The following is a 23,832-nucleotide window of genomic DNA, read 5'->3' on the forward strand; positions in this document are numbered from 1 at the left end:
AGCGTGGTCTCCTCCGGGGCGCGCGGATGGGCGCAGCCCACTGTCGTACTGATGGGTCAATCCGGCCCTAATCTACCGGACCGGCCCCCGGCGACCGTCCCGGTGACCCCGTCCCGGCGGGGCCCGCCCCCGTCCCGTCCCAGCGCGCCAGCTCGCCCGCCATGGCGCGGACCACGGCATCGACGGGGACGTGGTCCGCGTCGGCGTGGACGCTGCAGGACAGCCGGCCGGCATAGGACAGCGCCCCCACCGCGACCCGCACGTTGCCGGACAGCGCCGGCACGGGCCACAACCGGGTCACGGGGGCACCGGCCAGCCGCAGCGCCCGGGACGGGCCGGGGACGTTGGTCACGAAGCCGGCCACCAGGCGCTGGCGCCGGGCCAGGCGGTCCATGACGCGGGCTCCCAGCGGCCCGCGCATGAATTCCAGGGTCCCCTGCTCCCGGGCCGCCGCCTTCGCCACCCGGGTCTGCGCGGCGACCAGGCCCAGCCGCCGCGCCGGCTCCATCCGCCCCAGCGGCAGCCGGACGAGCATGACCCCCACCTGGTTGCGCGCGGGTCCGTGGCGGTGCAGCGCCACGGGAACGGACACCGGCAACCGGTCCGGGATCCGCTCCCCGGCCTCGGCCAGCGCCGCGCGGAGCCCGACCGCGACGGCGGACAGCAGGACGTCGTTCACGGTCGCGCCGGCCGCGCGGGCGGCGGCCAGGAGTCCGGCGAGGTCGGCCTCGAGGAACGCGACGGCCGGCCGGGGGCCCCGCGCCCCGAGGAGCAGGGTGGGGCCCACCCCGCGGGCGGCCAGGGTCCGTCCCGTGCGGACGAGGCCGCGCAGGCACCTCGCGAGGGCCCGTCCCGGGCGGCGACGCGGCGCTGCCCCGGCCACCGGGCCCGGCCCCGGACCGCCGCGCCCCATGGTGCGCTCCACCGGAGAACCGGCCGCCGGCGGCGCGTCCGCCGGGGGCTGCGGGGGGTCGAACAATCGGTGCGCGATCGCCACGGCGCCCATCCCGTCGGCCACCGCATGGTGGATGCGCAGCACGGCCGCCGCGCGCCCCGCCGCCACGCCGGCGACCAGGAGGACCTCCCACGGGGGCCGGTCCCGCACGAGGGGCGTGGCCATGAGGTCCCCGCACAGCGCCTCCAGGCCCGCCCGTCCGTGGACCGGCGCCAGCAGCCGGACATGGTGCTCGAGGTCGGGGTCGACCGGCCGCCAGTGGTGGTGACGCCCGGTGCGCACGAGGGCGCGGCCCAGTTCGGGGATCCCGGCCACCCGCTCCGCGAGGACGGCGCGGACCGCCGCCGGGTCCGGGGTGCCGTCGCCGCGAACGGCCCCGCCGGGGCCCAGCTCGACGGCCACGAGGAAGACGTTGACCTGTCCGGGGTGGTCGAGGACGAGGTTCGCCTCGTCGGCCGGGGCCAGGCGGGCGTCGGTGGCGCGCATGGCCACACGCTAACGGGGCACGCCCGCCGCGTCGCCGTCCGGCGGACGGCGACGCGGGACCGGCGGCCGGGCCGGCAACGGCCCCACCGCGGGGGAGGGCTCAGCCGTGGAAGAAGTGCCGCGCCCCCGTGAGGTACATCGTGATCCCGGCGGCCTCGGCCGCGGCCACGACCTCCTCGTCGCGGATCGAGCCGCCCGGCTGCACGACCGCGCGGACGCCGGCGTCGATGAGGATCTGCAGGCCGTCCGCGAACGGGAAGAACGCGTCCGAGGCGGCCACGGCCCCGCGGGCGCGCTCCGGCGCCCCGGTGCCGGAGACGTTCTCCGCCCCGCCCGCCGTCGTGATCTCCGCCCCGCCGGCGCCGACCTCCTGCGCCCCGGTGGAGGCGGCGCCGAGGGTGTTGGCGCGCTCGACCGCCAGGCGGCACGAGTCCAGGCGGTTGACCTGGCCCATCCCGACGCCCACGGTCGCCCCGCCGGAGGCCAGCAGGACGGCGTTGGACTTGGCGGCGCGCACGGCCCGCCACGCGAAGGCGAGGTCGGCCAGGGTGGCCTCGTCCGCGGCCGGGCCGGCGGCGAGGGTCCACGTGGCCGGGTCGTCGCCGGCGGCGTCGAGGGCGTCCCGGGACTGCAGCAGCATGCCGCCGGAGACCTGCTTGTACTCCACGGCGTCGCGCGCGTAGCCCTCCGGCAGGCGCAGCAGGCGCAGGTTCTTCTTCGCGGACAGGATCTCCACGGCCTCGGCGGAGAACGAGGGGGCGATGACCACCTCGGTGAAGATGTCCTTGACGGTGGCGGCCATGCCGGCGCTCACCTCGCGGTTGGCGGCGATGACCCCGCCGAACGCGGAGACCGGGTCGCACGCGTGGGCCTTGCGGTGCGCCTCGGCGATCGGGTCGTTCCCCTCGCCGACCGGGCCCGGGGCCTCGGCGGCCACGGCCACGCCGCACGGGTTGGCGTGCTTGACGATCGCCACGGCCGGCTGGTCGAAGTCGTAGGCGGCACGCAGGGCGGCGTCCGCGTCCGCGTAGTTGTTGTAGCTCATCGGCTTGCCGTGCAGCAGCTCGGCCTGGGCGATGCCGGGGGCCGCGCCGTCCTCGACGTAGAGGGCGGCCTTCTGGTGCGGGTTCTCGCCGTAGCGCAGGGTCTCGGCCCGCTGCAGGGTCACCCCGGCGTAGGGCGGGAAGACCGGGGCGCCGGGCGTCACGGCGGGGCTCCCGGCGGCCTGCTCGGCGGCGGCGACGGCGTCACCGGCGGAGGCCGGCTGGTCCTCGCCCTCGAACTGGGCGGCCGTCCAGGAGGCGACCGCGTTGTCGTAGGCGGCGGTGTGGGCGAAGGCCAGGGCCGCGAGCCGGCGCCGCGTCCGGAGGTCGAAGCCGCCCGACTGCGCGGCGGAGACGACCTCCCCGTACTTCGCCGGGTCCACGACGACGGCGACGGAGGGGTGGTTCTTGGCGGCGGCGCGGACCATGGACGGGCCGCCGATGTCGATCTGCTCGACGACCTCGTCCTGCCCGGCCCCGGAGCGCACGGTCTCCACGAACGGGTACAGGTTCACGACCACCAGGTCGAAGGGCTGGACCTCGAGCTGCTCGAGCTGGGCCACGTGGTCCTCGCGGCGGCGGTCGGCGAGGATGCCGGCGTGGACCATGGGATGCAGGGTCTTCACGCGCCCGTCGAGGCACTCCTGGAAGCCGGTCACCTCGGACACCTCGGTCACCGGGACGCCGGCGGCGGCGATGCGCTGGGCCGTGGACCCCGTGGAGACGATCTGCACGCCGGCGGAGTGCAGCCCGGTGGCCAGCTCCTCCAGCCCGGTCTTGTCGTAGACGGAGATGAGGGCCCGCTTGAGCGGGACCCGGTCGAGCTGGATGGTCACTGGCGTGCTCCTGGGGGCGTCGGGCCGGCGTGCCGGGGGTGTGCGGGACGGCGCCGGCCGGGCCGGACGCCGCATCCAGTGTAGGGCGGGACGTGCGGGGACCGGCCGGGATGACGGCCGCGGCGCTCCCCCGGCCGGGGTCAGTCCCCGGGCGCCTGCGAGAGCCGCTCCACGAGCTTCCGGGCCTTCTTCTCGGCACGCCGCTGCGGCCCGAGCTCGGCGGCGTACAGCACCCCGTAGCCGAAGGTGTCCTCCCCCGCCCGCTTCGCCCGCTTCCGGGTGGCCAGCACGTGCTCCTGGAACATGAGGGAGTCCCGGTGCGTCCCGAGGGCCTCCTGGAGCTTGCGCGCGGTCCTCATCCGCGACCCGAGGTGGGCGCCGAGGTCCAGCCCGGTCGCGTCCTGCACCGCCGTGACGGCGTAGCGCAGGCGCTTGGCCTCCTTGCGCACCTCGTGCAGCAGCTCGATCCGCTGTGCGGGGTCCTCCTCGGCCGCCGCGCGGGCGGCGAGCGCCAGCACGGCGTCCACCTGCTCGGCGGCCAGCGGCTCCAGGGTGCCCGCGGCGTCGGCGGCGCGCGCCGCGTCCAGGCCCGGGCGCAGCGGGACCTCGCGGGCGAAGGCGTCCAGGCGGTCCAGCACGCCGAAGTACCAGGGGGTGCGCAGGCGCTTCAGCAGCCGGGCGTGTGCGGCGGCGTACTCCTCGGCCTTGGCGCGGCGCAGGCGCTTCACGGCCCTGGCCGGCACCAGGGACGCCACCGGCCCCGACGCCCCGCCGGGCAGTGCCGCCATCCGCTCGTCGACCTGGTCCCGGACCACCTCGGCGTCCCGCGCCACGGACAGCAGCCGGCCCAGGTCCCGCAGGTCCCGGTCCACCGCCGCCGTGGCCTCGGGATCGAGCAGCGGGGCGTACGCCTGCAGGGTCGAGCGCAGGGTGCGGCAGACCACGCGGAACTGGTGGACGGCGTCCTCCACGTCCCGGCGCACGAGCGGGTCCCAGCCCTTGAGCACCCGCAACTGCGTGCGCACCGTCCCGGTGAGCACGGCCTGCAGCCCGGGGGCGGTCCCGTCCGGTGCGTCCGCGCCGTGCGGGTCCAGCGGGTCGGCCACCCGGCCGACCACCTTCTCCACCTTGGACCCGGACGGCGAGGGCCGGGCGCCGGCCTCCCGCAGGACGGTCCCGACGGCGTCCAGGAACGTCGTGGCCCCCGGGGCCGCCTCGGCCGCGGGGCGGGCGGCGGTCCCGGCGTCCGTCCCCGCGCCGGGGGCGCCCTCCCGGGCGGCCTCGTCGGCGGGGGCGGCGACCTCGCGGGGCTGCAGGGCGGAGTCCAGCAGGGCGGCGTCCACCACCTCGACCTCCCACTCGCGCCAGTGCTGCACCCGGGACTCGGCGCGGAACCCGACCGCCATGGCGGCCACCTGGTCGTCGCAGACCTCCGCGAGCCGCCGGCCGCGGCCGTCCACGAGGTCCACCACCGAGCGCAGGGTGTTGAGCCGGGCGATCGGCACGAGCACCCGGCCGCGCACGTGCACGCGGACGAGGTCCAGGATGTGCTCGGGGACCTCCACCGACTCCGGCGTGGACAGGTCCGCACCGCGGTCGTCCGGGCCCAGCGGCGAGTGCAGCTCCAGCCGGTGCTCGCCGGACTTCACCTTGACGTGCCAGCCGGCGTCCGGCCCGCCCGTGCGGCGGCGCAGCGTCACGCGGTTGGCCGCCAGGGCCCGGTCCGCCGTGTCGAAGTAGACGGCCTCCAGGGCCACCGGCGGACGGTACCGGACCTGGGCCACGCCGGCCACGCCATTGAGCCGGGGCAGGGAGACCTGCCCGTCGACGTCGTACTTCCGCTCGATCTCCACGTGGACGCCATTGCTCATGGGACCATGATCCCAGACACGGCGTCCCGGCCAGGAAGAGACGATGAGCCCCAGCAGCATCCCCGGCACCAGCCCGGCCCCCACCCTGCCCACGGGCGAGGAGATCGTCCAGGACCTGCCCTGGCGGTGGAACACCCAGGGCCGGGTGTTCCTGGTCGGCGGGCTCGGGTTCATGTTCGACGCGTGGGACGTCTCCCTCAACGGCGTGCTCATCCCGCTGCTGCGTGAGGAGTGGGGCCTCTCCGCGGGCCAGGCGGCGTGGATCGGCACCGCGAACCTCATCGGCATGGCGCTCGGCGCGTTCGTCTGGGGCACCGTCGCGGACCGGATCGGCCGCAAGCGGGCGTTCGCCGCGACCCTGCTCGTCTTCTCCCTGTTCACCCTGGCCGGCGCGCTGACCGGGGACATCGGCTGGTTCGTGCTGTTCCGGTTCCTCGCCGGCTTCGGCCTGGGCGGCTGCATCCCGGTGGACTACGCGCTCGTGGGCGAGTTCACCCCCCGCCGGCACCGCGGCACCGTGCTGACCGCGATGGACGGCTGGTGGCCCATCGGGGCGGCGGCCTGCGGCTTCCTGTCCGCGTGGCTGGTGGCCACGTGGGGCGACTGGCGCCTGCCCCTGCTGGCCATGGTGCTGCCGGCCCTGCTGGTGTTCCTCGTCCGCCTCCTGGTGCCGGAGTCCCCCCTGTTCCTCATCCAGCAGGGCCGCGAGGCCGAGGCGCGGGCGGTGATCGACGAGATGGTCCGGCGCACCGGGGAGCCGGTGCGCGACTACGTGCTGCCGCCCGTCCCGGCCCCGCGGCCGCTGACCGTCGCCGCGCTCGGGGAGCAGCTCACGGCGCTGTGGCGGTACTCGTGGCGGGTCACCGTGGTGGCGTGGGGCCTGTTCTTCACGATCATGCTCGTCTACTACATCGCCCTGCAGTGGCTGCCGACCTTCCTCATCGACGCGGGCTACGAGCAATCCCGGGCCTTCATCATGACCGGGGCCATGGCGGCGGTCGGCCTGCTCGGGGTGGTCGTGGCCGCCTGGCTGGTGGAGCGCACCGGCCGCAAGTGGCTGCTGGGGCTGACCGCCGCCGTCGCCTCCTTCCTGCTGGCCGTCCTCGCCGCGCTGCTCGGCGTGCCGCCGGCCGTGCTGCCGCTCGTGCTGGCCTTCGGCTTCGTGGTCCAGGTGGCCATCCCGGTGCTCTACGCCTACGTCTCCGAGCTCTACCCCACCGAGCTGCGCGGCTCGGGCTTCGGCTGGGCCTCCGCGGTGTCCCGGATCGCCGCCGGGGTGGGACCGCTGCTGTTCGTCGCCTGGCTCGTGCCGGCGCTGGGCCTGGTCTGGTCGTTCGTGGTGACGGGCGTGCTCGTGGTGGGCGCCGTGGCGGTGATGGCGGCCATGGCCCCGGAGACGAAGGGGCGCGAGCTGGAGGTCACGGAGGCCTCCTGACCTCGCGACGCTCTCGCCCCGCGGGGACCGGGACGTCCCCATGCCGGTGCCCCCCCCCCGCTTCGAGGGCAATACCCACCGGTGGTTAGTGCCCGCAAAGCGGGGTGCGGGGTGCGGGGCGACGGGGAGAGGTTGAGTGGTCAACCATCCGTGGGCGTGGCGTCGCCCGGGGAACCCCCGGCGGACACCTGGGCGTGGCCTCGGGGAAACCCGGATCCCGGAGGGTGGGACGGTCCGGCCGAGCCGCGGCCGGGCTCCATCACACCACCCAGGAGGGGTCCTGATGAACCACCAGCAGAGGAAGCGGGCCCGGCTGACCGCCGGCACCCTCGCCATCGTCGCCGCCGCCACCCTCGGCGCGAGCGCCGCGACGGCCGCGCCGTCGTCGTCCACCGGGGCAGGGCAGGTCCCCGCCCAGCCGGCCGCCCAGCGCGCCGCCCAGCAGGACGGGGCCACCTGGCAGGAGACCGCGTACCGCGGCGAGGTCGAGGTCGTCCGCGACGGCCGCACCGACCGCGAGACCATCTCCGGCGCCGTCTTCGACGACAAGGACCGCGACTCGACCCAGGACGCCGGCGAGCCGGGCGTGCCCGGGGTGAAGGTCTCCAACGGCCGCGAGGTCGTCACCACGGACGGCCAGGGCCGCTACGAGCTGCCGGTCGAGGACAACATGACCGTGTTCGTCACCCAGCCCCGCGGCTACCAGGTCCCGGTGGACGAGGACAACGTGGCCCAGTTCTCCTACAACCACCTGCCCCAGGGCTCCCCGGAGCTGAAGTTCGGCGGCATCGACCCGACCGGCGCCGTGCCGGCCGCGCTGAACTTCCCGCTGGCCCAGAGCGGGCTGACCCAGGACCCCGAGCAGTCCTGCGTCATCGGCGGTGACGTCCAGACCTACACCGAGCAGCAGGTGGAGTTCGCCCGCGCCGGCGTGTTCTCCGACCTCGCCGCGCGGACGGACTACGCCGGCTGCGGCGCCCTGTTCATCGGCGACGTGGTGGGCGACGACCTCTCCCTGTACCCGAAGACCCGCGAGCTGGCCTCCATGCTCAACGGCCCCGCCCGCTTCCTGCCGGGCAACCACGACATGGACTTCGACGCCACCGAGCGCGAGCACTCCACGGACACCTTCCGCGCGAACCTGGGCCCGTCCTACTACTCCTACGACTCCGGCAAGGCCCACGTGGTGGCCCTGAGCACCGTGGACTTCCCCGTGAAGGAGAACGCCCGCCCGGGTGACTACAACGGCAGCATCGATGCCCGCCAGCTGGAGTGGCTGCGCGAGGACATCGCCAACACCCCGGAGAACAAGGTGATCGTGCTCGCCGGCCACGTGCCGCTGCTGGACTTCGCCGACCAGGCGAGCCAGAAGCACCAGATCGACCAGGTGAAGGAGGTCTACGAGATCCTCGAGGGCCGTGAGGTCATCGCCCTGGGCGGCCACACCCACTCGCTGGAGAACCTGCGCGCCGGGGACTCCATGGAGGGCTGGCAGGAGCTGTTCGGCGTCGAGGAGCTGCCGTTCACCCACATCACCGCGGGTGCCATCTCCGGCGACTGGTACAACGGCCGGCTGCTCGAGGGCGGCTACCCCGAGGCCGTGCAGCGCGACGGCGCCATGCCCGGCGTGCTGACCCTGGACATCAAGAACACCGAGGTCACCGAGCGCTTCACCGTGCGCGGCGACGACGGCTCGGACCAGATGTCCCTGTCCGTGAACACCCCCCGGTACCGCGAGTGGTACGAGCAGTACCGGACCGATCGCGGCGAGGCCCCGGCGTTCGAGGACCCGCTGCAGGTCTCCCGCGCCGACCTGGCGGACACCACGTGGCTGACCACCAACTTCTGGATGGGCTCCACCGGCTCGGCCGTGGAGGTCTCGATCGACGGCGGCGAGGCCACCACGGCGACCCGCACCCAGCCCCTCGAGGGCGAGGGCGCGCTCGTGGGCGCGGAGTACTCCGACCCGGCCGCGGTCCAGCAGCAGCTGGTCCACGGCGGCTCGCTCGCGGACCGCTCGATGCACCTGTGGCAGCTCGAGCTGCCGGAGGACCTCGCGGTCGGCGAGCACACCGCCGAGGTGACCGCAACGGACGTGCACGGCCGCGAGTACACCGAGACCCTCACCTTCGAGGTCACGGAGTGATCCGCTGAGCACCTGACGTCGGGTCCCCGGGACCGTCCCGCCCTGTGGGGGCGGCGCCCGGGGCCCGACGCCGGACGGGCGCGGTGGCAGGTCGGCCTGCCACCGCGCCCGCGCCGTTCCCCCGCCGTGCCGTCCCCGCACCGCGCGGCAGCCCTCGGGCGCCGGTGGGCCATCGCGTAGTATCGGCGCTCAACGCCCCGGCGGGCCACGCCGGGGCGGTGGAGCGCCGCCCGGGGCCGCCGGGACGGGCACGACGGGACACGGGACGACGGGACGGGGAGGACCACGGATGTCGGTACTGGCAGGCCGCAGCGGGACCGCGGAGGGACAGGCGGCGGTCGAGGCCGCGGTCGAGGAGGCCAGGCGCCGCGGCGAGGACCTCGTCGTCTTCGACCTGGACGCCGACCACGGCGGACGGTTCCCCCAGGAGATCGACGGCGTCCCGGTCACCTACCGCGAGCAGAACCCCCGCACGCGCGACCCCGCCGGCGACCTGCTGGACCTCGCCGAGGCCGGCGGCGTCTCCGTGATCGTCATCGGCATCCGGCACCGCAGCCCGGTCGGCAAGCTCCTGTTGGGCTCGGTGGCCCAGGAGATCCTGCTGGGCGCGAACGTGCCGGTGATCGCGGTCAAGGCGCGCAAGCGGTAGTCACCGGCGGGCGGCCAGGTACTCCCGGAACGTCATCGGCGCGGTCCCGGTGAGCGCCTCGATGTCCCCGCTGACCACGTCCAGCTCCCCCGCGGCGATCGCCGTGTAGGTGGACACCCAGGCCTCGGCCTGCCACGGCGGCGGGTCCCACGCCCGGCGCGAGGCGTAGGCCTCCTCCACCGTCTCCTCCTCGTAGCGCGCCTCGATCCCCTCGACCTCGGAGACGGTCCGGGCCACCTCCTCCAGGGTGAGGGCCTCGGGCCCGGTGAGGAGGTAGGCCCGCCCGGCGTGCGGTGCCGGGTCGCGCAGCACGAGCGCGGCGGTGCGGGCGATGTCGTCGTGGGCCACGAAGGCGCACCGGCCCCGGCCCGCCGGGCCGCGGATCACCCCGTCCTCCCCGACGATCGCCCGGGCCAGGTCCATGTAGAAGCTGTCCCGCAGGAACGTGTACCCCATCCCGGAGGCGGCCAGGTCCGCCTCGGTGCGCGCGTGGGTGCGCGCGAGCGTGAAGGTCGCGTCCGGCGCCGCACCGAGGAAGGACGTGTAGACCACGTGCCGGACCCCGGCGCCCGCCGCGGCCGCCACGAACTCCTCGTGCTGGGCCGCGCGGTCCTCCGACTCGGCGGCGGAGACCATGAACAGCACCTCCACCCCGTCCAACGCCTCCCCCACCGCCCCGGCGTCCGCGTACGGGGCCACGTGGACGGTGGCCCCCGGCAGGCCCGGCGCCCGCCGCGGGTCCCGCACCAGCAGGCGCAGTGGAGTGCCGGCGTCGGCCAGCAGGCGGGCCACGCGGCCGCCGAGCCTGCCGGTGGCCCCGGTGACGGCGACCGGGGTGGTGGGACCCGCCATGGTGCTGCTCCCGTCCTGGGCCCGGCCCGGGCGGCCGGGGTTCCCCTCCAGCGTGGCACCCGCGCGCGGACCCGTCACCGGTCAGTCGCCGGGGACGGCCGGATGGACGACGACGCAGCACCGGCCCGGCGCCGGGGCCAGCTCGGCGCGGTCCGCGTCCTCGCCCCGGCCGGCGAGGACGCCCCGCACCAGCGCGTGGTTGACCGCGCACACCAGGGGGCCGTTGGCCTCGGCGAGACGGTGGAACGGGCAGTTGCGCATCTCGACGTCCCCGCCGTCCGCGAGGACCGGCTCATACCCCCGGCTGCGCAGCGCGTCCACCAGCTCGGCGGGGCCGGTCCCGGCGGCCCGGCCCTCCTCCTCGGCCAGGGCCAGTACCCGGGCACGCAGTTCCGGGGACCCGGCGGCGTCCACGGCCCCGACGAACAACCGGGCCATGAGCCCGTAGTCCCGCGGCGGGACGGACACCACCACCTCGTCCCGGAGCGCCCAGTACCGCTTGGCCGGGCGGCCGGCGCCCGGTCCCCCGCGCCCGGCCGGCCGGGCGTAGTCCACGCGCAGGAGCCCGGCGGCCACCAGGCGGTCGAGATGGTAGGCCGCCAGGGTCCGGCTGATCCCCGCGGCCCCCGCCGCGCCGTCCCTCGTGGTCCCGGGCGCACCGCGGACATGGTCGTACAGCCGCCGCCGCACCGGGTCCGAGAGCACGGAGGCGTCCACGGGCGTCGCTCGGTGTTCCTGCATGCCCCCTTTCTATCACCAACAACCATTGACAAACACCCCCGGGCGGAGGACTCTAAAAACGTCATGGTTGTTTCTAGAAGGAGGTCGTCATGACTGCCGACGCCGTGGCCGCGGGTCCCCGCTCCGCGGTCCGGGCCCCGGGGCGCCCCGCGTACGTGGCGTTCTGGATCCTGCGGATCGGGTTCGTGGTCCTGCCGCTGTGGATGGGGATCGACAAGTTCACCAACACGCTGACCGACTGGCCGCACTACCTGGCCCCGTGGATCCCGGCCCTGCTCTCCCTTCCCGCCCAGACCGTCATGTACGTGGTGGGCGTGGTGGAGGTCGTCGCCGCCGCCGGGGTCGCCCTCCGGCCCCGGTTCGCCGCCTACGTGGTGGCCGCCTGGCTCGCCGGGATCATCGTCAACCTGCTCACGGTGCCGGGCTTCTTCGACGTCGCCCTGCGCGACGCCGGCCTGCTCGCCGCCGCCCTGGCCCTGGCCGCACTGTCGGCCGAGTACGACCGCGGCGGGCCCGCCCTCCGCCGTCGCCGCTGATCCTCCGCCCCCTCCACCCGGGGACGGCCCCCGGTGCACCCCGGACGGAGGATCACCCCCGCCGGGCCCCGGCACGTCGCCGGGGCCCTGCGGCCTGCCGGTAGATTGACGGCATGACCGCACCGGAAGAGCACCTCGCCGTGCCCGTGGGCGAGGGCACCGTGACCGCCGTCCACGCCCGCCCGGACTCCCCTGCGGCCACCGTGGTCGTGGCCCACGGTGCGGGGGCCGGCATGGACCATCCCTTCCTCACCGGCTTCACTGGTGCACTGAACGACGCCGGCCTGGCCACGTGGCGCTTCAACTTCCCCTACACCGAGGCCGGCCGCCGCGCCCCGGACCGGGCCCCCAGGGCGATCGCGACGTGGCGGGCCGTGATGGAGGCCGCCCGCGAGCGTGCCGGCGGCGGCCCGCTGTGGGCCGCAGGGAAGTCCTTCGGCGGCCGGATGGCCTCGATGGCCGTGGCCGAGGGCATGGCGGCCTCCGGCCTCGTCTTCCTCGGCTACCCGCTGCACCCGCCGGGCAAGCCCGAGCGGCTGCGGGACGCGCACCTGTACGGGCTCCGGCAGCCGATGCTGTTCCTCCAGGGCACGCGGGACCCGTTCGCCCGGCCGGGCGAGCTGGAACCGGTGGCCGAGCGCATCGGGTCCCACGCCGTCGTGCAGCGGGTGGAGGGCGGGGACCACTCCTTCGCGGTCCTGCGGGACCGGCGGGAGCCGGAGCAGGTCGGCGCGGAGCTCGCCGCGCCGGTCGCGGCGTTCATCGCCCCCCACCGCTGACCGGCGGTGTCCCGGGAGTCCTCCGGAGCCCCTCCGTCCGCTACTACCGCCGGCCCGGCGCCCGCAGCAGCGCCTCGAGCGGTCCCGTGCGGAACCGCCGGGACCACAGCCAGGCGAAGACCAGCGAGCCCACGCACAGCACGGTGGTGACGAGATAGCCCCCGGCGAGGGATTCGGGCCCGGGGCGCACGATCGCGGCCAGGGCCAGCAGGTGCCCCACGTAGACGGTCAGGGACAACCGGCCCATCGCCGCCAGTGCCGGGGCCCGGCGAACGAGGAACGGCTCGGCGAGCAGGCAGGCGCCGAGCACGAACAGCGCGGCCCCGGTGCTGGAGACCAGCCACAGCGGCATCTGGGAGTGGGCGGTCCCCGAGACGAGCCGGTCCCAGCCGACGGTCCGCCCCGGCTCCCCGTAGGCGAGCAGGAGCAGGTGCGAGGCGGCATAGGCCCCGACGGCGGCCGCGGCCCCGCCCCAGGCCAGCCCCCGCTGCAGCCGGCGGTCGCGCAGGTCGAGCCGGCCGAGCGCCATCCCGAGGAGGAAGGGTGCGATCCAGACGACCGCGGGATAGGACCCGGAGAAGAGGATGTCGTCGAGGATCTCTCCCGGCGGGTCCAGCAGGGTGGGTTCCTTGATGGTGAAGGCGTCCTGGCCGGCGCGCACGGCCAGCCAGGCCAGCGGGCCGCCGACGGCGAACAACCCCGCCAGGGCGGTGACCAGCCACGTGGGGGCCCTCAGCACCGGCAGGCACACGAGGAACAGCAGCCCGTACAGCGGCAGGATGACGCTCGCCTCGTGCCCGGCCATCTGCAGCGCCAGCCCGCCCACGAGCAACAGGACGGCCCGCCACAGCACGGTGCGCCATGGCAGCGGCGCCGCCCCCGGCCCGCGCGAGGACCGGGTGAGGATGGACATCCCCACCCCCGCCAGGAGCATGAACAGCACGGAGGACCGGCCCAGCGGCACGTCGTACAGGGTGCCGAGCAGTCCCGGTTCGCCCCGGGGCCCCACGTTGACGGCGACCATGCCGATGATCGCCAGCGCGCGGGCCACGTCGAGCCCGACGATGCGGCCGCCGCGCCCACCGGCCGGGGCGCCGGTCCCGCCGCCGGCGGCGGGGCGCATCCCGGCGGAGACGCGCTCGGCACGCACCGTGCGGCCCCTCGATCCCCCGGGGCGCCGCGTGGCCCGTCCGGCGCGGCGGGAGCGCCCGGCGCGGTGCCGGGCGGACCGGTCGTCGCCGGACGGGGAGGAGGACGAGGAGGGGACGGTGCCCATGACGGTCATCCTTCCCCCTCGGAAGCCTGCACGTCAGCGATCGCGACGTCGGCCTCCCGCCGGGCGTCGGTGGCACCGGTGATCCGGCCGGTCTCATAGTCGACCTCGAGGGCCTGCACGGACCCGAAGACCGCCTCCTCGCGCTCGGTGCGCTGGACCTCCCAGTCGCGCTCCTCGATGAGCCGGGCCAGGTCCCCGGAGGGCTCCTGCTCCACGGCGAGCACGCCGTCCTGGAGGTGGTACCGCGGGGCGTCGACCGCCTCCTGCAGCGGGGCGTCCTGCAGCCCCCACGCCACGAGGACCCCGGAGAGGATGTTGGGGATCTGGTGGCCTCCCGGGCTGCCCAGGCCCAGGACCGGCCGGCCCTCGGCGTCGAGCACCATGCTCGGGGCGGACCAGCTCACGGACTTGCGGCCCGGCGCGGGCCGGTTCGCCTCCGAGGCCTCGCTCTCGAAGCGGGAGAGCTGGTTGTTGAGGAAGAACCCGCCCACGTGCTCGGACTCGGCCCCGCCCCAGAAGCTGGTCAGCGTGTTGGTCATGGAGACGGTGAACCCCGTCTCGTCCACCACGGTCAGGTGCGTGGTGTTGCCGGCCTCCACCGGCCCGTCCCCGCCCGCGCCGTCGGCCGCCCGGGCCACGGCCCCGCCGTCCCCGTCCGCCCCGTCGGCGCCCGCCCCGCCGGACAGCAGGGTCACCCGGTCGGCGATCTCGGCGTTGCGCCCCGGGTCGGTGAGCTGCTCGACGGGCACGTCGACGAAGTCGGGGTCGCCCAGGAAGTGGGTGGCCGATCCCTCCGCGGCGATCCACGCCTCGGCGAGCCGGTCCACGTATCCGGCGGTGCCCGGGGCGTGCCCGGCCACCCCGAGGGCCTCGGCGACCTGGAGCTGCTGGAGGAGGACCGCGCCCGGCAGCGGCGGCGCCGCGGAGAGCACCTCGTGGTCCCCGAACTCCCCGGCCACGGGCTCCACCTCCTCGGGCTCGTAGGCGGCGAGCGTGCCGGCGTCCAGCCCGTCGACCGTGCTGAGCTCCTCCGCGATGCCGCCGGTGTAGAAGGCCTCCGGGCCCTGCTCGGCGATCGTGTCCAGGGTGCGGGCCAGGTCCTCCTGCACGAGGGTCTCCCCGGCCGCGAGCGGCTCGCCGGAGGCGGAGTGGTAGTGCTCCAGGCCCTCGATGGACGCCGGACCGAAGTCCGCCCGCATCCGCTGGGCAAGGAAGTCCGAGACGGGGAAGCCGTCCCGCGCCAGGTCGATCGCCGGCTCCAGCAGTTGCTCCCACTCCAGGTCCCCGTGCTCGGCGTGGATCCGTCCGAGCCCCGCGACGAGTCCGGGGACGCCGGTGCCGGAGTCCGGGATCCGCCCGTCCTGGGCCACGACCTCGCGGTAGTCGTAGGCGGTGGGCTCCTGGCCGGGCGCGGCCAGCAGGGCAGACCCGCCGCCGCCGATGCCGGAGGCGTAGGGCTCCACGACGCCCACCGCGAAGGCCGTGGCCACCGCGGCGTCGGCGGCGTTGCCGCCCTGCTGCAGGACCTCCATGCCGGCCTCGACCGCGGCGGGATGGGCGGCGCTCACGGCGTGCTGGTCCAGCACCACCTCCCGAGCGGGGTCCGAAGGCGCGGCGCTCGAGGACGAGGCGCTCGCGGGCGCGCTGGGCGGGGTGGTCCCGGCCGCCGGCGACGACGGCGCGGACGCCGGGGCGGTCGGCTCCGCCGGCCGCTCGGGGGCGGGGGCCTGGCAGGCGGCCAGGGCCAGTGCGGCGGCCAGGACGGGGGCCGCCCGGAGGGCGGGGTGCTTCTTCACGGGTCTCCTAGGCGACCGGCCGGTGGTCCGGCGAAGATCACGGTTTCATCACGACGAGGGCTCCCCCGACTATCCCACATCCGCGCGCCCGACCCGCCCGCAGGGCCCGGCGCGGCCCCGCGGTGTGGCACACGTCGCACGGACCGTTCACCGTCCCGCCGCACCACGTCCACGCGCGGGCCATGCCCCGCTGCCACACTCCTCGGCGTTCGCGAGCACCCTCGCGCACCCCTCGCACCGAAGGTTGGACCCCCATGGCACCCGTACCGATGACACCCGGACCGAAGACGACCCGAGCGACGGCACACCGCCCCGCTGCCGCCCTGGCCGCCGCCGTCCTGCTCCCCCTGCTGGCGGCCCCGCCCGCCGCGGCCCAGCCCGGGACCGCCCCGGTCGCGACCGCCGCGGTGCCCGCCGCCGTCGGCGCTCCCGCCGCCCGGGCGCCGGAGCCGGGCTTCCGCGTCCTGCCCTACCTGCAGGCGCCCACCGCCACGTCCATGACCGTCACCTGGATCAGCGAGACGGACGAGCCCGGCACCGTGACCGTCCGGGGGCCGGGGCTCGGCTCGCCCCGCGGGGCGGGCGCGGGCAACACCGCCACCCTCACCAGCGACCCCGAGTACCTGGACCTCATGGAGTACACCCGCGCCGAGCTGGAGCAGGAGATCCCGGGGCTGGAGCAGGGGTCTTGGCTGGAGTCCAACGCCAACCACAAGCACTCCGTGGTGCTGGAGGGCCTCAAGCCGGGCAAGGAGTACACCTACACGGTGCGCCAGGGCGGCGAGGAGCACACCGCCTCCTTCACCACCGCACCGCGGGGCGAGGACTGGAAGCACGTGCGCATCATCGCGATGTCCGACGCGGAGACGGAGCCGCGCGGACGCACCGAGCACCGCGAGTGGGAGGTCTCCCCCGTCAACGGCGCCACGGAGGACTCCCTGCCCCGGCCGGGCGCCGGTTCGGCCTTCGCCGAGCGGTTCGGCACCACCACGCGGTACGGCCAGCCGACCCTGCGCTACCCGCTGGACCAGTCCACGGCCTTCATCGAGAACCTGGGCCACGTGGACGCCGCGGACCCGGACCTGCTCCTGATGCCCGGGGACCTCACCCAGGGCTCGGGCTACCAGCCGGCCTGGGACGAGTTCTTCCGCCACGTGGCCGGTGAGCACTCGGACCTGGCCTCCCGCGTGCCCCTGCTGCCGGCCCTGGGCAACTGGGAGACCTATGCCGCCCTCAACGGCGGCTACGGCACGGACGAGGACCGCACCCCGGCCGTCATCTCCCGCAACCGCTTCCTGGACTACTTCTCGCTGCCGCAGGATCCCGCGAACCCCCAGCACAAGGGCTCCTACTACCGGGTGGACCACGGCCCGGTGACCGTCCTGACGCTGGACTCCACCAACGGCCGCCCGGACGAGGACACCCGGACCGGCACCCTCTCCGGTGAGGTGTTCTCCGGGGACGACACGGACCTCACCGCGGCGAACCTGTCCACGGACACCCAGGGCGAGTTCACGTACGGGTCCTACGTGCGCGGCTTCCTCGACCTGTTCGAGGGCTCCACCGAGGCGGACGTGGACCTGCCGAACATGGACCGGGCCTCGGCCCAGTGGGCCTGGGCCGAGCAACAGCTGGCCGAGGCGCGGGAGCAGGGGCAGATCGTCCTCGTGCAGTTCCACCACGCCGCCTACTCCAACGGGGTGCACGGCACCCCGCCGAACCACGAGCACGCCGACAACCAGTCCGGCACCGCCATGCGGGCCTACTCGCCGATGTTCGAGGAGTACGGCGTGACCGCCGTGCTCTCCGGCCACGACGAGATGTTCGAGCGGTCCTGGGTGGACGAGGACGGCGACGGCCGGGGCTTCCACTCCTACGACGTGGGCGTGGCCGCCGACGGCCTGCGCGGCGAGCAGCTGGTGCGTGACGACGAGGGGGAGTACGAGCCGCTGCGCTTCAACACCCACTCCGAGTGGTCGGCCCCCGCGGACCAGCCCGAGACCTGGGCGGAGGACGAGAACGGCGTGCCGCAGCTCGTCTCGGGCGGCCTGCACTACGGCCACCTGCAGATCGACGTGGCCAACACCGCGCGCGGCGCCGAGGTCACCCTCACCCCGGTCCACGTCTTCCCCGTCCTGGACTCCCAGTACCGGCTCGAGCGCACCGAGCGGCGGGCCTACGACGACGTGGTGACGCTCCGGGTCGGCGCGGACGGGGCGCCCCTGGCGCGCTGAGGGCCCGCTGGCCGCCGCGCGGCCAATCCCCACCCGGCGCACAGCCGGTGCCAAGGAACCGCCCGTAGCGTCGGGGACGTCACAAGGTGCGAGTGATGATGACAGAAGGCCCCAGCCCTCCCCTCGGCTGGGGCCTTCGTCATGGGCGGCGCACGGCCTACGCTGTCCCCATGAGCGGCTCCGACTCCCCCACCGGCCCCGGTCACTCCCCCGAGCCGGGGCCCGACGCCGGCCGCGGCGCCAGCGCCGCCGGCGGCGGCGGCGTGGAGGCCTACCTGGCGCGGTTCCCCCGCCTGGCCCGCTCCGTGCTGCAGGAACTGCGCGACCTGGCCCGCGCCGCGGTCCCGCAGGCCGCGGAGACGATGCGGTGGGAGGCCCCCGCGTACGTCCACGCGGACGGCACGGTGCTGTTCCAGCTCGAGGGACACCAGGCCCACGCCAGCGTGGTGTTCACCCCCGGCGTGCTGGCGGCCTTCGAGGACGAGCTCGTCAACCACGAGACCGGGCGGGAGTCGGTCAAGGTGTTCTACGGCCAGCCGGCCCCGCACGACCTGCTGGAGCGCATGATGCTCGCCCGGCTGCGCGAGGTGGAGGACGAGGGCCACGAGGCGCCGTAGCCGGGTCGGGGGCGCGATGGGTCCGCCGTCCGTCCGCCGCCGGGCGCGTCCGGCATAGACTGCGCGCATGGCCGACCCCACCGCCCTGCCGGACCCGTCCGTACCGACCGCCGTCGTCTTCATCGACCTGCAGAAGGGCTTCTTCGAGGATCCCGGCACCGCCGACGACCGGGACCTGCTGGTCCGCGAGTGCAACTGGCTCGCCGAACGGGCGCACGCCGGGGGGCACCCGGTGTTCGTGGTCAGCACCGTGCACCAGGAGGACAAGTCCACCTGGACCCTGAAGATGCTGGAGGACGACCAGGGCTTCAACTTCGCCGGCACCGACCAGGCCGGGCTGCTCGACGGCCTGGACCTCGGCGAGGCCGTCCACCTGGAGAAGACCCGGGACAGTGCCTTCTTCGGCACGGACCTGCTGGACCGGCTGCGGGCCGCCGGGGTCCGCCGGGTGGTGCTCGCCGGCGTGACCGCGGAGTCCTGCGTCTCGGCGACCGGCCGGGACGCGTTCGCCCACGACCTCGAGGTCGTCTACGCCCGCCCGGCGATCGCCTCCTCCGACTCCGGGCGCGGGTGGACCGATCTGGAGAACGTCAGCGCCGACTTCCGGCAGACGGTCCTGGACCGGCCGGACGTCGAGCGACTGCTGGCCGGGCGGTGACGTCGGCGGCCGTCCCGCCCGGCCGGCGCCCTGGCCCGGGAGCCCCCGCCCTCACCCCTCGGCGCCGCGCACCAGGTCGATGACCGCCCGGACCCGGCGCGGCACGCGCCCCGGCAGGGTCACGGCGACGATCGAGTTCTGCGGGATGTCGTCGGCGACCGGCCGGTAGACCACCGAGCCCCCGGAGAACGCCGCCCCCGTGGCCGGGATGCTGTTGGCGAAGGAGTAGCCCAGGCCGGCCGCCACGAGGGAGCGGATCGTGTCCATGTTCGCACTGCGCCAGCGCACGTCCAGGCGCAGGCCGACCGACTCGACGATCGCGGACACGCTCTCCACGGTCGGCGGGATGTCCAGCAGGATCGCCGGTTCCCCCACCACGTCCGCCAGGTGCACCCCGGCCTCCCCCGCCAGGCGGTGGTCCGCCGGCAGCATGACGTGCAGCCGCACGGGGGCCAGCTCCGTGACGGCCAGCGCGATCGAGCCCGCCTGCTGGCGGTAGAGGAGCGCGACGTCGAGCCGGCCGCCCAGCACCGCGTCCTCGAGCTCCGGCGGGGACGTCTCGGACAGGTGCAGGGCAAGCCGCGGGTGGTGCTCGGTGAAGTGGGCCACGATGCCGGGCACCAGCCGGGGCGAGAGCGTCTGGCCCACCCCGATCTGCAGGGTGCCCCGCAGTTCCTCCAGGCTCTCCGAGACCGCGTCCCGCGCCTCCTCGGCGCGCTCCAGCAGGGACCGGGCCGGGCCCAGGAAGTCCCGGCCGGCCGGCGTCGGGACGACCGCGCGCGACCCGTTGCGCACGAGCAGCCGGGCCCCCACCGCCTTCTCGAGCTGGGCGATGGCCATCGAGGCCGCGCCCTGGGAGGCATGGCACCGCCGGGCCGCGGCGGTCACGGAGCCCGTCTCGACCGCGGCCACGAAGTACTCGAGTTGCCGCAACGTGAAGTCGACCATCAGCCCTCCTGATGCCAACCATCGAATCTATTCGCTTCTCATGATACGTGATGCGCGCCACACTTGAGGAAATCAACGATCGAGAGGCAGTTACCATGGACCCGGAGAACGCACCGCGCATCGTCACCCTCGGCACCGCCGGGGGCCCCCGCTGGTGGAACCAGGGGGAGCCCACCCGCCGCACCGGTATCGCGACCGCCGTCGTGGTCGGCGAGTCCTACTACCTCGTGGACTGCGGGCACGGCGTGGGCCGCCGGCTGAACGAGGCCGGGCTGCCGCTGCGGAACCTGCGCGGCATCTTCCTCACCCACCTGCACTCGGACCACACCATCGACCTCGCCTCGCTCGCGGTCTTCGGCCTCTACGAGCTCGTCGGCCGGCAGGGCGACCCGGTCCGCATCATCGGCCCGGGCGACCGCGGCGTGCTGCCCCCGGCCTCGCCCCGCGCGGTGGTCCCGCCGCGGCCGATCGCCCCGGAGAGCCCCACGCCCGGGACCCGGGAGTCGTTCGAGTTGCTGATGCGGGCCCACGCCACCGACCTCAACGACCGGATCATCGACTCCCTGCGTCCGAGCCCGCACGAGCTGTTCACCGCCACGGACATCCAGGTCCCCGCCGGGTGCGGCTACCACCCCAACGACAACCCGACCCCGGACATGGAGCCGTTCGAGGTCTACCGGGACGAGCTCGTCACGGTCACGGCGATCCTCGTGCAGCACCCGCCGATCGCCCCGGCCTTCGGCTTCCGCTTCGAGACGGCGTCCGGTTCCGTCACCTTCTCCGGCGACACCTGCTACACCCCCAACATGGTCCGGCTGGCCCGGGACACCGACCTGCTGCTGCACGAGGCCATCGACTTCGGCTTCGTCGAGCGCCGCTACGCGGACCCGGCGGACGAGGGCGACCGGGCCGCCCGCGACCACCACTACAAGTCCCACACGTCCGTGGCCGACGCCGCCCGCGTGGCCCGCGAGGCCGGGGCGCGCCAGCTCGCCCTGCACCACCTCGTCCCCGGCACCGCCCGACCCGAGGTCTGGGCCGAGGCGGGCCGGCACTTCGACGGTCCCTTCTTCGTCCCCGAGGACCTCGACTCCCTGGCCCTGCGACCGGCCCTGGACCGCGTCGAGGCCTGACCCCTCTCCCCCCTCCCCGTCCCCCGTCCCCCGTCCCCCGTAGAATTCCCCCAGGAGGTCCCCCGTGGCCATCACGAGCGAACACCAGCAGGCGCGCCCCGGCGCGCACGCGCCCACCGAGTCCCTGAACACCCGGGACATGCGGCGCATCCTCGGCTCGAGCTTCGTCGGCAGCGCCATCGAGTACTACGACTTCATCCTCTACGCCACCGCGGCGGCGATCGTGTTCAACCACGTGTTCTTCGCCGGCCTCGGCGAGGGCGTGGCCCTCTTCGCCTCCTTCGGCACCCTGGCCGCCGGCTACGTCGCCCGCCCGCTGGGCGGCATCGTCTTCGGCCACTTCGGGGACCGGGTCGGCCGCAAGAAGATGCTCGTGCTCTCCATGCTCATCATGGGCGCCGGCACCACCCTGATCGGCCTGCTCCCGACGACGGCGCAGATCGGCCTGGCGGCCCCCGTCATCCTCGTGCTGCTGCGCGTCCTGCAGGGCATCGCGGTCGGCGGCGAGTGGGGCGGGGCCGCCCTCATGGCCCTGGAGCACGCGCCGCAGTCCAAGCGCGGCTTCGCCACCGCCTTCGCCAACGCCGGCGGCCCGGCCGGGGCCATCCTGGCCACCCTCGTCGTCTCGGCCACCTCGGCCCTGACCGGGGACGCATTCCTCGAGTGGGGCTGGCGCGTGCCGTTCCTGCTCTCGGCCGCCCTGATCGCCGTGGGCATGGTCATCCGCCTCAAGGTCGCCGAGTCGCCCATGTTCCAGCGGCTGGAGGACGAGGCCGAGACCCGCCGCACCAAGCTGCCCCTGCTGGACGTGCTGCGCCACCACCCCCGGGCGGTCGTGCTGACGCTCCTGGCCGCCATGAGCTTCTACGCCTGCCAGGCCGTCCTCACCATGTGGGGCGTCTCGGTGGCCGTGGGCAACGGCGTGGACCGCGAGGGCGTGCTCAACTGGAAGGCCGCCGGCGCCGTCATCACCCTGGTCGTCACCTTCTGGGCGGCCCGGATGTCCGACCGCCACGGCCGCCGGCGCATGCTGGCCATCGGCGGGATCGCGGGCATCGTGCTGGCCTACCCGCTGCTGATGCTGCTGGACAGCGGGACGATGTGGGGCTTCGCCGTGGCGATCGTCGTCGGCAACGGCCTGGTCCAGGGCCTGCTCTACGGCCCGATCGGCGCCTACATCGCCGAGCAGTTCCCCACCCGGGTCCGCTACACCGGCGCCTCCCTGGCCTACCAGGGCGCCTCCACCCTCGGGGCCGGGTTCACCCCGATGATCGCGGCCGGTCTCATGCTGGCCGGCGGGATGGTCGCCGTCGCCGGCTTCTGGGTGGCCGTGATGGCCGCGGGTCTCGTCGCGGTGCTGCTCACCTCCGAGGGCACCCGCAAGGTCCTCGACTGAGGCCACCGGCGCCCGGCCCCCAGCCAATGGTCATCCGGCACCGGGCTCGCTCCAAGGAAGGACCCGTACCGTCGGAGACATCACGGTGCGAGTGATGATGACAGAAGGCCCCAGCCCTCCCCTCGGCTGGGGCCTTCGTCGCGCCCGGACATGGACATTCTGGCTGCGGCGCCGGTTACCGTATGGATATCGCACCCACGACAGCGGAGGGCAGCATGGCGTCAGGGCATTTCGCCGTTATCGACACCGAGACCACGGGCTTGTTCCCGGGTGGTCACGACCGGATCGTCGAGATCGCCATCGTGACCATGGATCGACAGGGCTCCGTCGTGGAGCGCTGGGAGACGCTGGTGAATCCCGGCCGGGACCTCGGCAAGCAGTCTCTCCATGGGATCCGGGCAGCCGACATCCTGGAGGCGCCAAGGTTCGCCGACATCGCCGACGAACTCTCCTGGCGGCTGTCTGGCAGCGTGGTCGTGGCGCACAACTTGTCCTTCGATGCGCGGTTCCTCCTGGCCGAGTTCGGCAGGACGCAGGTCCGCGTTCCCGAGGATGCACTACATGGTGGCGTCTGTACCATGCGGCTGGCCCATCAGTACCTCCCGGGGGCTGGCCGCACGCTCCAAGACTGCTGCGACGCCTTCGGCATTCCCCTGGAACACGCCCATAGTGCCAGCGCCGATGCTGAGGCGGCCGCCATACTACTCAGCCGGTACATGGAGCTTGACCACGACCTGCCCCTCTGGGACGAGCACATCCGCAAGGCCGCCGCGACGAACTGGCACGCCGGAACCGGTTTGACCCCATGCCGTCCGGTGCTCCGCACCGTGGCGGACTCCCCCCGGGAGCACTTCTTGGAGCGGATGGCCGCGCGGATGCCAGAGTTCGACGGCCCGGTCCACCATGAGGAGTACCTCGCCGTCCTCGACCAGGCCCTCCTGGACCGGCACCTGTCTGCACATGAACAGGCGGCGCTCATCGACGTTGCGGCGATGGTCGGCATCGGACCCGATGAGGCGGCCGCCCTGCACGTCGACTACTTCGGTGCTCTCACGGCCTCGGCGTGGGCGGATGGCATCCTCACAGCCGAGGAGAGCGAGGACCTCGTCGCCGTGGCGCGGCTGCTGGCGATCGATCCTGCGACCGTGACGGACGCGCTGGACGGCCCGCCATCGGCCCCCAGGACGATGGCGGGCGAGCCGGTCGACCGCTCCCTGACGGCCGGCGACCTCGTGGTCCTGACGGGAGACATGTCCAGGTCGCGCACGGAGATCGAGGGCCTACTGAGCCGGGCAGGGTTCACACCGCACAAGGCGGTGACCAAGAAGGTCAGGCTGCTCGTCGCAGCGGATCCGGACAGCCTGTCCGGCAAGGCGCGCAAGGCCCGGGACTATGGCATCCCGGTGGTCGACGAGGACTACCTGTGGAACGTAGTCCTGCGATAG

The 23,832-nt window shown here is 74.7% G+C and carries 19 protein-coding genes; 11 read left to right on the plus strand and 8 right to left on the minus strand.

Going from position 1 to position 23,832, the window contains the following annotated elements; translation table 11 throughout:
* Positions 1–67: 67 nt before the first annotated feature.
* The 3 genes from E7744_RS11640 to E7744_RS11650 all read right to left on the minus strand — a co-directional run bounded on the left by E7744_RS11640 (position 68) and on the right by E7744_RS11650 (position 5,191).
* The gene (locus tag E7744_RS11640; protein ID WP_137774256.1) at positions 68–1,441 is read right to left on the minus strand and encodes a wax ester/triacylglycerol synthase domain-containing protein; all 1,374 of its coding nucleotides are present in this window, start codon (positions 1,439–1,441) and stop codon (positions 68–70) included.
* A 100-nt stretch (positions 1,442–1,541) separates the two neighbouring features.
* A complete protein-coding gene (purH, locus tag E7744_RS11645) occupies positions 1,542–3,320 on the minus strand; it encodes a bifunctional phosphoribosylaminoimidazolecarboxamide formyltransferase/IMP cyclohydrolase (protein ID WP_137774257.1) in 1,779 nt (592 codons plus the stop codon).
* A gap of 140 nt (positions 3,321–3,460) precedes the next feature.
* On the minus strand, positions 3,461–5,191 hold the full coding sequence (locus E7744_RS11650; protein ID WP_168199811.1) for a CYTH and CHAD domain-containing protein: 1,731 nt from the start codon (positions 5,189–5,191) through the stop codon (positions 3,461–3,463).
* 43 nt (positions 5,192–5,234) lie between these two features.
* On the opposite strand from E7744_RS11650, the gene E7744_RS11655 reads away from it, so the two are divergent.
* The 3 genes from E7744_RS11655 (at position 5,235) to E7744_RS11665 (ending at position 9,421) form a co-directional block, all read left to right on the plus strand.
* Complete coding sequence (locus tag E7744_RS11655; protein WP_137774259.1) at positions 5,235–6,626, plus strand: MFS transporter; 1,392 nt, start codon at positions 5,235–5,237, stop codon at positions 6,624–6,626.
* Positions 6,627–6,909: 283 nt separating this feature from the next.
* Positions 6,910–8,772 (plus strand): calcineurin-like phosphoesterase family protein, encoded by a 1,863-nt coding sequence (locus E7744_RS11660; protein WP_137774260.1) that lies wholly within the window; start codon positions 6,910–6,912, stop codon positions 8,770–8,772.
* Positions 8,773–9,061: 289 nt separating this feature from the next.
* A complete protein-coding gene (locus tag E7744_RS11665; protein ID WP_137774261.1) occupies positions 9,062–9,421 on the plus strand; it encodes a universal stress protein in 360 nt (119 codons plus the stop codon).
* On the opposite strand, the gene E7744_RS11670 is transcribed toward E7744_RS11665, so the two are convergent.
* Together E7744_RS11670 and E7744_RS11675 are read right to left on the minus strand one after the other, a co-directional pair.
* Entirely contained in the window at positions 9,422–10,273 is an 852-nt protein-coding gene (locus tag E7744_RS11670) for an SDR family oxidoreductase (protein WP_137774262.1), read from the minus strand. It abuts the gene before it with no gap.
* A gap of 81 nt (positions 10,274–10,354) precedes the next feature.
* The gene (locus E7744_RS11675; protein ID WP_137774263.1) at positions 10,355–11,014 is read right to left on the minus strand and encodes a metalloregulator ArsR/SmtB family transcription factor; all 660 of its coding nucleotides are present in this window, start codon (positions 11,012–11,014) and stop codon (positions 10,355–10,357) included.
* Between the two features lie 89 nt (positions 11,015–11,103).
* Here E7744_RS11675 and E7744_RS11680 point away from each other — a divergent pair, with 89 nt between their 5' ends.
* Positions 11,104–11,550 (plus strand): hypothetical protein, encoded by a 447-nt coding sequence (locus E7744_RS11680; RefSeq protein WP_137774264.1) that lies wholly within the window; start codon positions 11,104–11,106, stop codon positions 11,548–11,550.
* Between the two features lie 113 nt (positions 11,551–11,663).
* Positions 11,664–12,329: an alpha/beta family hydrolase gene (locus E7744_RS11685; RefSeq protein ID WP_137774265.1), complete on the plus strand. Its 666-nt coding sequence runs from the start codon at positions 11,664–11,666 to the stop codon at positions 12,327–12,329.
* A 43-nt stretch (positions 12,330–12,372) separates the two neighbouring features.
* Here the strand turns inward: E7744_RS11685 and E7744_RS11690 are convergent, their stop codons facing one another.
* Together E7744_RS11690 and E7744_RS11695 are read right to left on the minus strand one after the other, a co-directional pair.
* Complete coding sequence (locus E7744_RS11690) at positions 12,373–13,605, minus strand: DUF418 domain-containing protein (protein WP_168199812.1); 1,233 nt, start codon at positions 13,603–13,605, stop codon at positions 12,373–12,375.
* A 5-nt stretch (positions 13,606–13,610) separates the two neighbouring features.
* A complete protein-coding gene (locus tag E7744_RS11695; RefSeq protein ID WP_137774267.1) occupies positions 13,611–15,401 on the minus strand; it encodes a gamma-glutamyltransferase family protein in 1,791 nt (596 codons plus the stop codon).
* Positions 15,402–15,655: 254 nt separating this feature from the next.
* Here E7744_RS11695 and E7744_RS11700 point away from each other — a divergent pair, with 254 nt between their 5' ends.
* The 3 genes from E7744_RS11700 to E7744_RS11710 all read left to right on the plus strand — a co-directional run bounded on the left by E7744_RS11700 (position 15,656) and on the right by E7744_RS11710 (position 18,910).
* Complete coding sequence (locus E7744_RS11700; RefSeq protein WP_246858430.1) at positions 15,656–17,635, plus strand: metallophosphoesterase family protein; 1,980 nt, start codon at positions 15,656–15,658, stop codon at positions 17,633–17,635.
* A gap of 170 nt (positions 17,636–17,805) precedes the next feature.
* A complete protein-coding gene (locus E7744_RS11705) occupies positions 17,806–18,252 on the plus strand; it encodes an iron chaperone (RefSeq protein WP_137774268.1) in 447 nt (148 codons plus the stop codon).
* 67 nt (positions 18,253–18,319) lie between these two features.
* Positions 18,320–18,910 carry a cysteine hydrolase family protein gene (locus E7744_RS11710; RefSeq protein WP_137774269.1) on the plus strand — a complete coding sequence of 197 codons (591 nt, stop codon included), beginning with the start codon at positions 18,320–18,322 and terminating at the stop codon, positions 18,908–18,910.
* 51 nt (positions 18,911–18,961) lie between these two features.
* On the opposite strand, the gene E7744_RS11715 is transcribed toward E7744_RS11710, so the two are convergent.
* Entirely contained in the window at positions 18,962–19,858 is an 897-nt protein-coding gene (locus E7744_RS11715; protein WP_137774270.1) for a LysR family transcriptional regulator, read from the minus strand.
* A gap of 50 nt (positions 19,859–19,908) precedes the next feature.
* Between E7744_RS11715 and E7744_RS11720 the strand changes: the two genes are divergently transcribed.
* The 3 genes from E7744_RS11720 to E7744_RS11730 all read left to right on the plus strand — a co-directional run bounded on the left by E7744_RS11720 (position 19,909) and on the right by E7744_RS11730 (position 23,832).
* Positions 19,909–20,991 carry an MBL fold metallo-hydrolase gene (locus E7744_RS11720; protein WP_246858431.1) on the plus strand — a complete coding sequence of 361 codons (1,083 nt, stop codon included), beginning with the start codon at positions 19,909–19,911 and terminating at the stop codon, positions 20,989–20,991.
* Between the two features lie 64 nt (positions 20,992–21,055).
* Positions 21,056–22,387 carry an MFS transporter gene (locus E7744_RS11725; RefSeq protein WP_246858432.1) on the plus strand — a complete coding sequence of 444 codons (1,332 nt, stop codon included), beginning with the start codon at positions 21,056–21,058 and terminating at the stop codon, positions 22,385–22,387.
* A 182-nt stretch (positions 22,388–22,569) separates the two neighbouring features.
* Positions 22,570–23,832, plus strand: a complete 1,263-nt coding sequence (locus E7744_RS11730) for an exonuclease domain-containing protein (RefSeq protein WP_246858433.1) — start codon at positions 22,570–22,572, stop codon at positions 23,830–23,832.

It is taken from the genome of Citricoccus sp. SGAir0253 (assembly GCF_005877055.1).
Classification (GTDB): Bacteria; Actinomycetota; Actinomycetes; order Actinomycetales; family Micrococcaceae; genus Citricoccus.

Bases quoted from the DNA above. Each gene is read 5' to 3' on its own strand.
- E7744_RS11640 (WP_137774256.1), bottom strand. From the start codon at position 1,441: ATGCGCGCCACCGACGCCCGCCTGGCCCCGGCCGACGAGGCGAACCTC.
- E7744_RS11650 (WP_168199811.1), bottom strand. From the start codon at position 5,191: ATGAGCAATGGCGTCCACGTGGAGATCGAGCGGAAGTACGACGTCGAC.
- E7744_RS11655 (WP_137774259.1), top strand. From the start codon at position 5,235: ATGAGCCCCAGCAGCATCCCCGGCACCAGCCCGGCCCCCACCCTGCCC.
- E7744_RS11660 (WP_137774260.1), top strand. From the start codon at position 6,910: ATGAACCACCAGCAGAGGAAGCGGGCCCGGCTGACCGCCGGCACCCTC.
- E7744_RS11665 (WP_137774261.1), top strand. From the start codon at position 9,062: ATGTCGGTACTGGCAGGCCGCAGCGGGACCGCGGAGGGACAGGCGGCG.
- E7744_RS11670 (WP_137774262.1), bottom strand. From the start codon at position 10,273: ATGGCGGGTCCCACCACCCCGGTCGCCGTCACCGGGGCCACCGGCAGG.
- E7744_RS11675 (WP_137774263.1), bottom strand. From the start codon at position 11,014: ATGCAGGAACACCGAGCGACGCCCGTGGACGCCTCCGTGCTCTCGGAC.
- E7744_RS11680 (WP_137774264.1), top strand. From the start codon at position 11,104: ATGACTGCCGACGCCGTGGCCGCGGGTCCCCGCTCCGCGGTCCGGGCC.
- E7744_RS11685 (WP_137774265.1), top strand. From the start codon at position 11,664: ATGACCGCACCGGAAGAGCACCTCGCCGTGCCCGTGGGCGAGGGCACC.
- E7744_RS11690 (WP_168199812.1), bottom strand. From the start codon at position 13,605: ATGGGCACCGTCCCCTCCTCGTCCTCCTCCCCGTCCGGCGACGACCGG.
- E7744_RS11700 (WP_246858430.1), top strand. From the start codon at position 15,656: ATGGCACCCGTACCGATGACACCCGGACCGAAGACGACCCGAGCGACG.
- E7744_RS11705 (WP_137774268.1), top strand. From the start codon at position 17,806: ATGAGCGGCTCCGACTCCCCCACCGGCCCCGGTCACTCCCCCGAGCCG.
- E7744_RS11710 (WP_137774269.1), top strand. From the start codon at position 18,320: ATGGCCGACCCCACCGCCCTGCCGGACCCGTCCGTACCGACCGCCGTC.
- E7744_RS11715 (WP_137774270.1), bottom strand. From the start codon at position 19,858: ATGGTCGACTTCACGTTGCGGCAACTCGAGTACTTCGTGGCCGCGGTC.
- E7744_RS11720 (WP_246858431.1), top strand. From the start codon at position 19,909: ATGCGCGCCACACTTGAGGAAATCAACGATCGAGAGGCAGTTACCATG.
- E7744_RS11730 (WP_246858433.1), top strand. From the start codon at position 22,570: ATGGATATCGCACCCACGACAGCGGAGGGCAGCATGGCGTCAGGGCAT.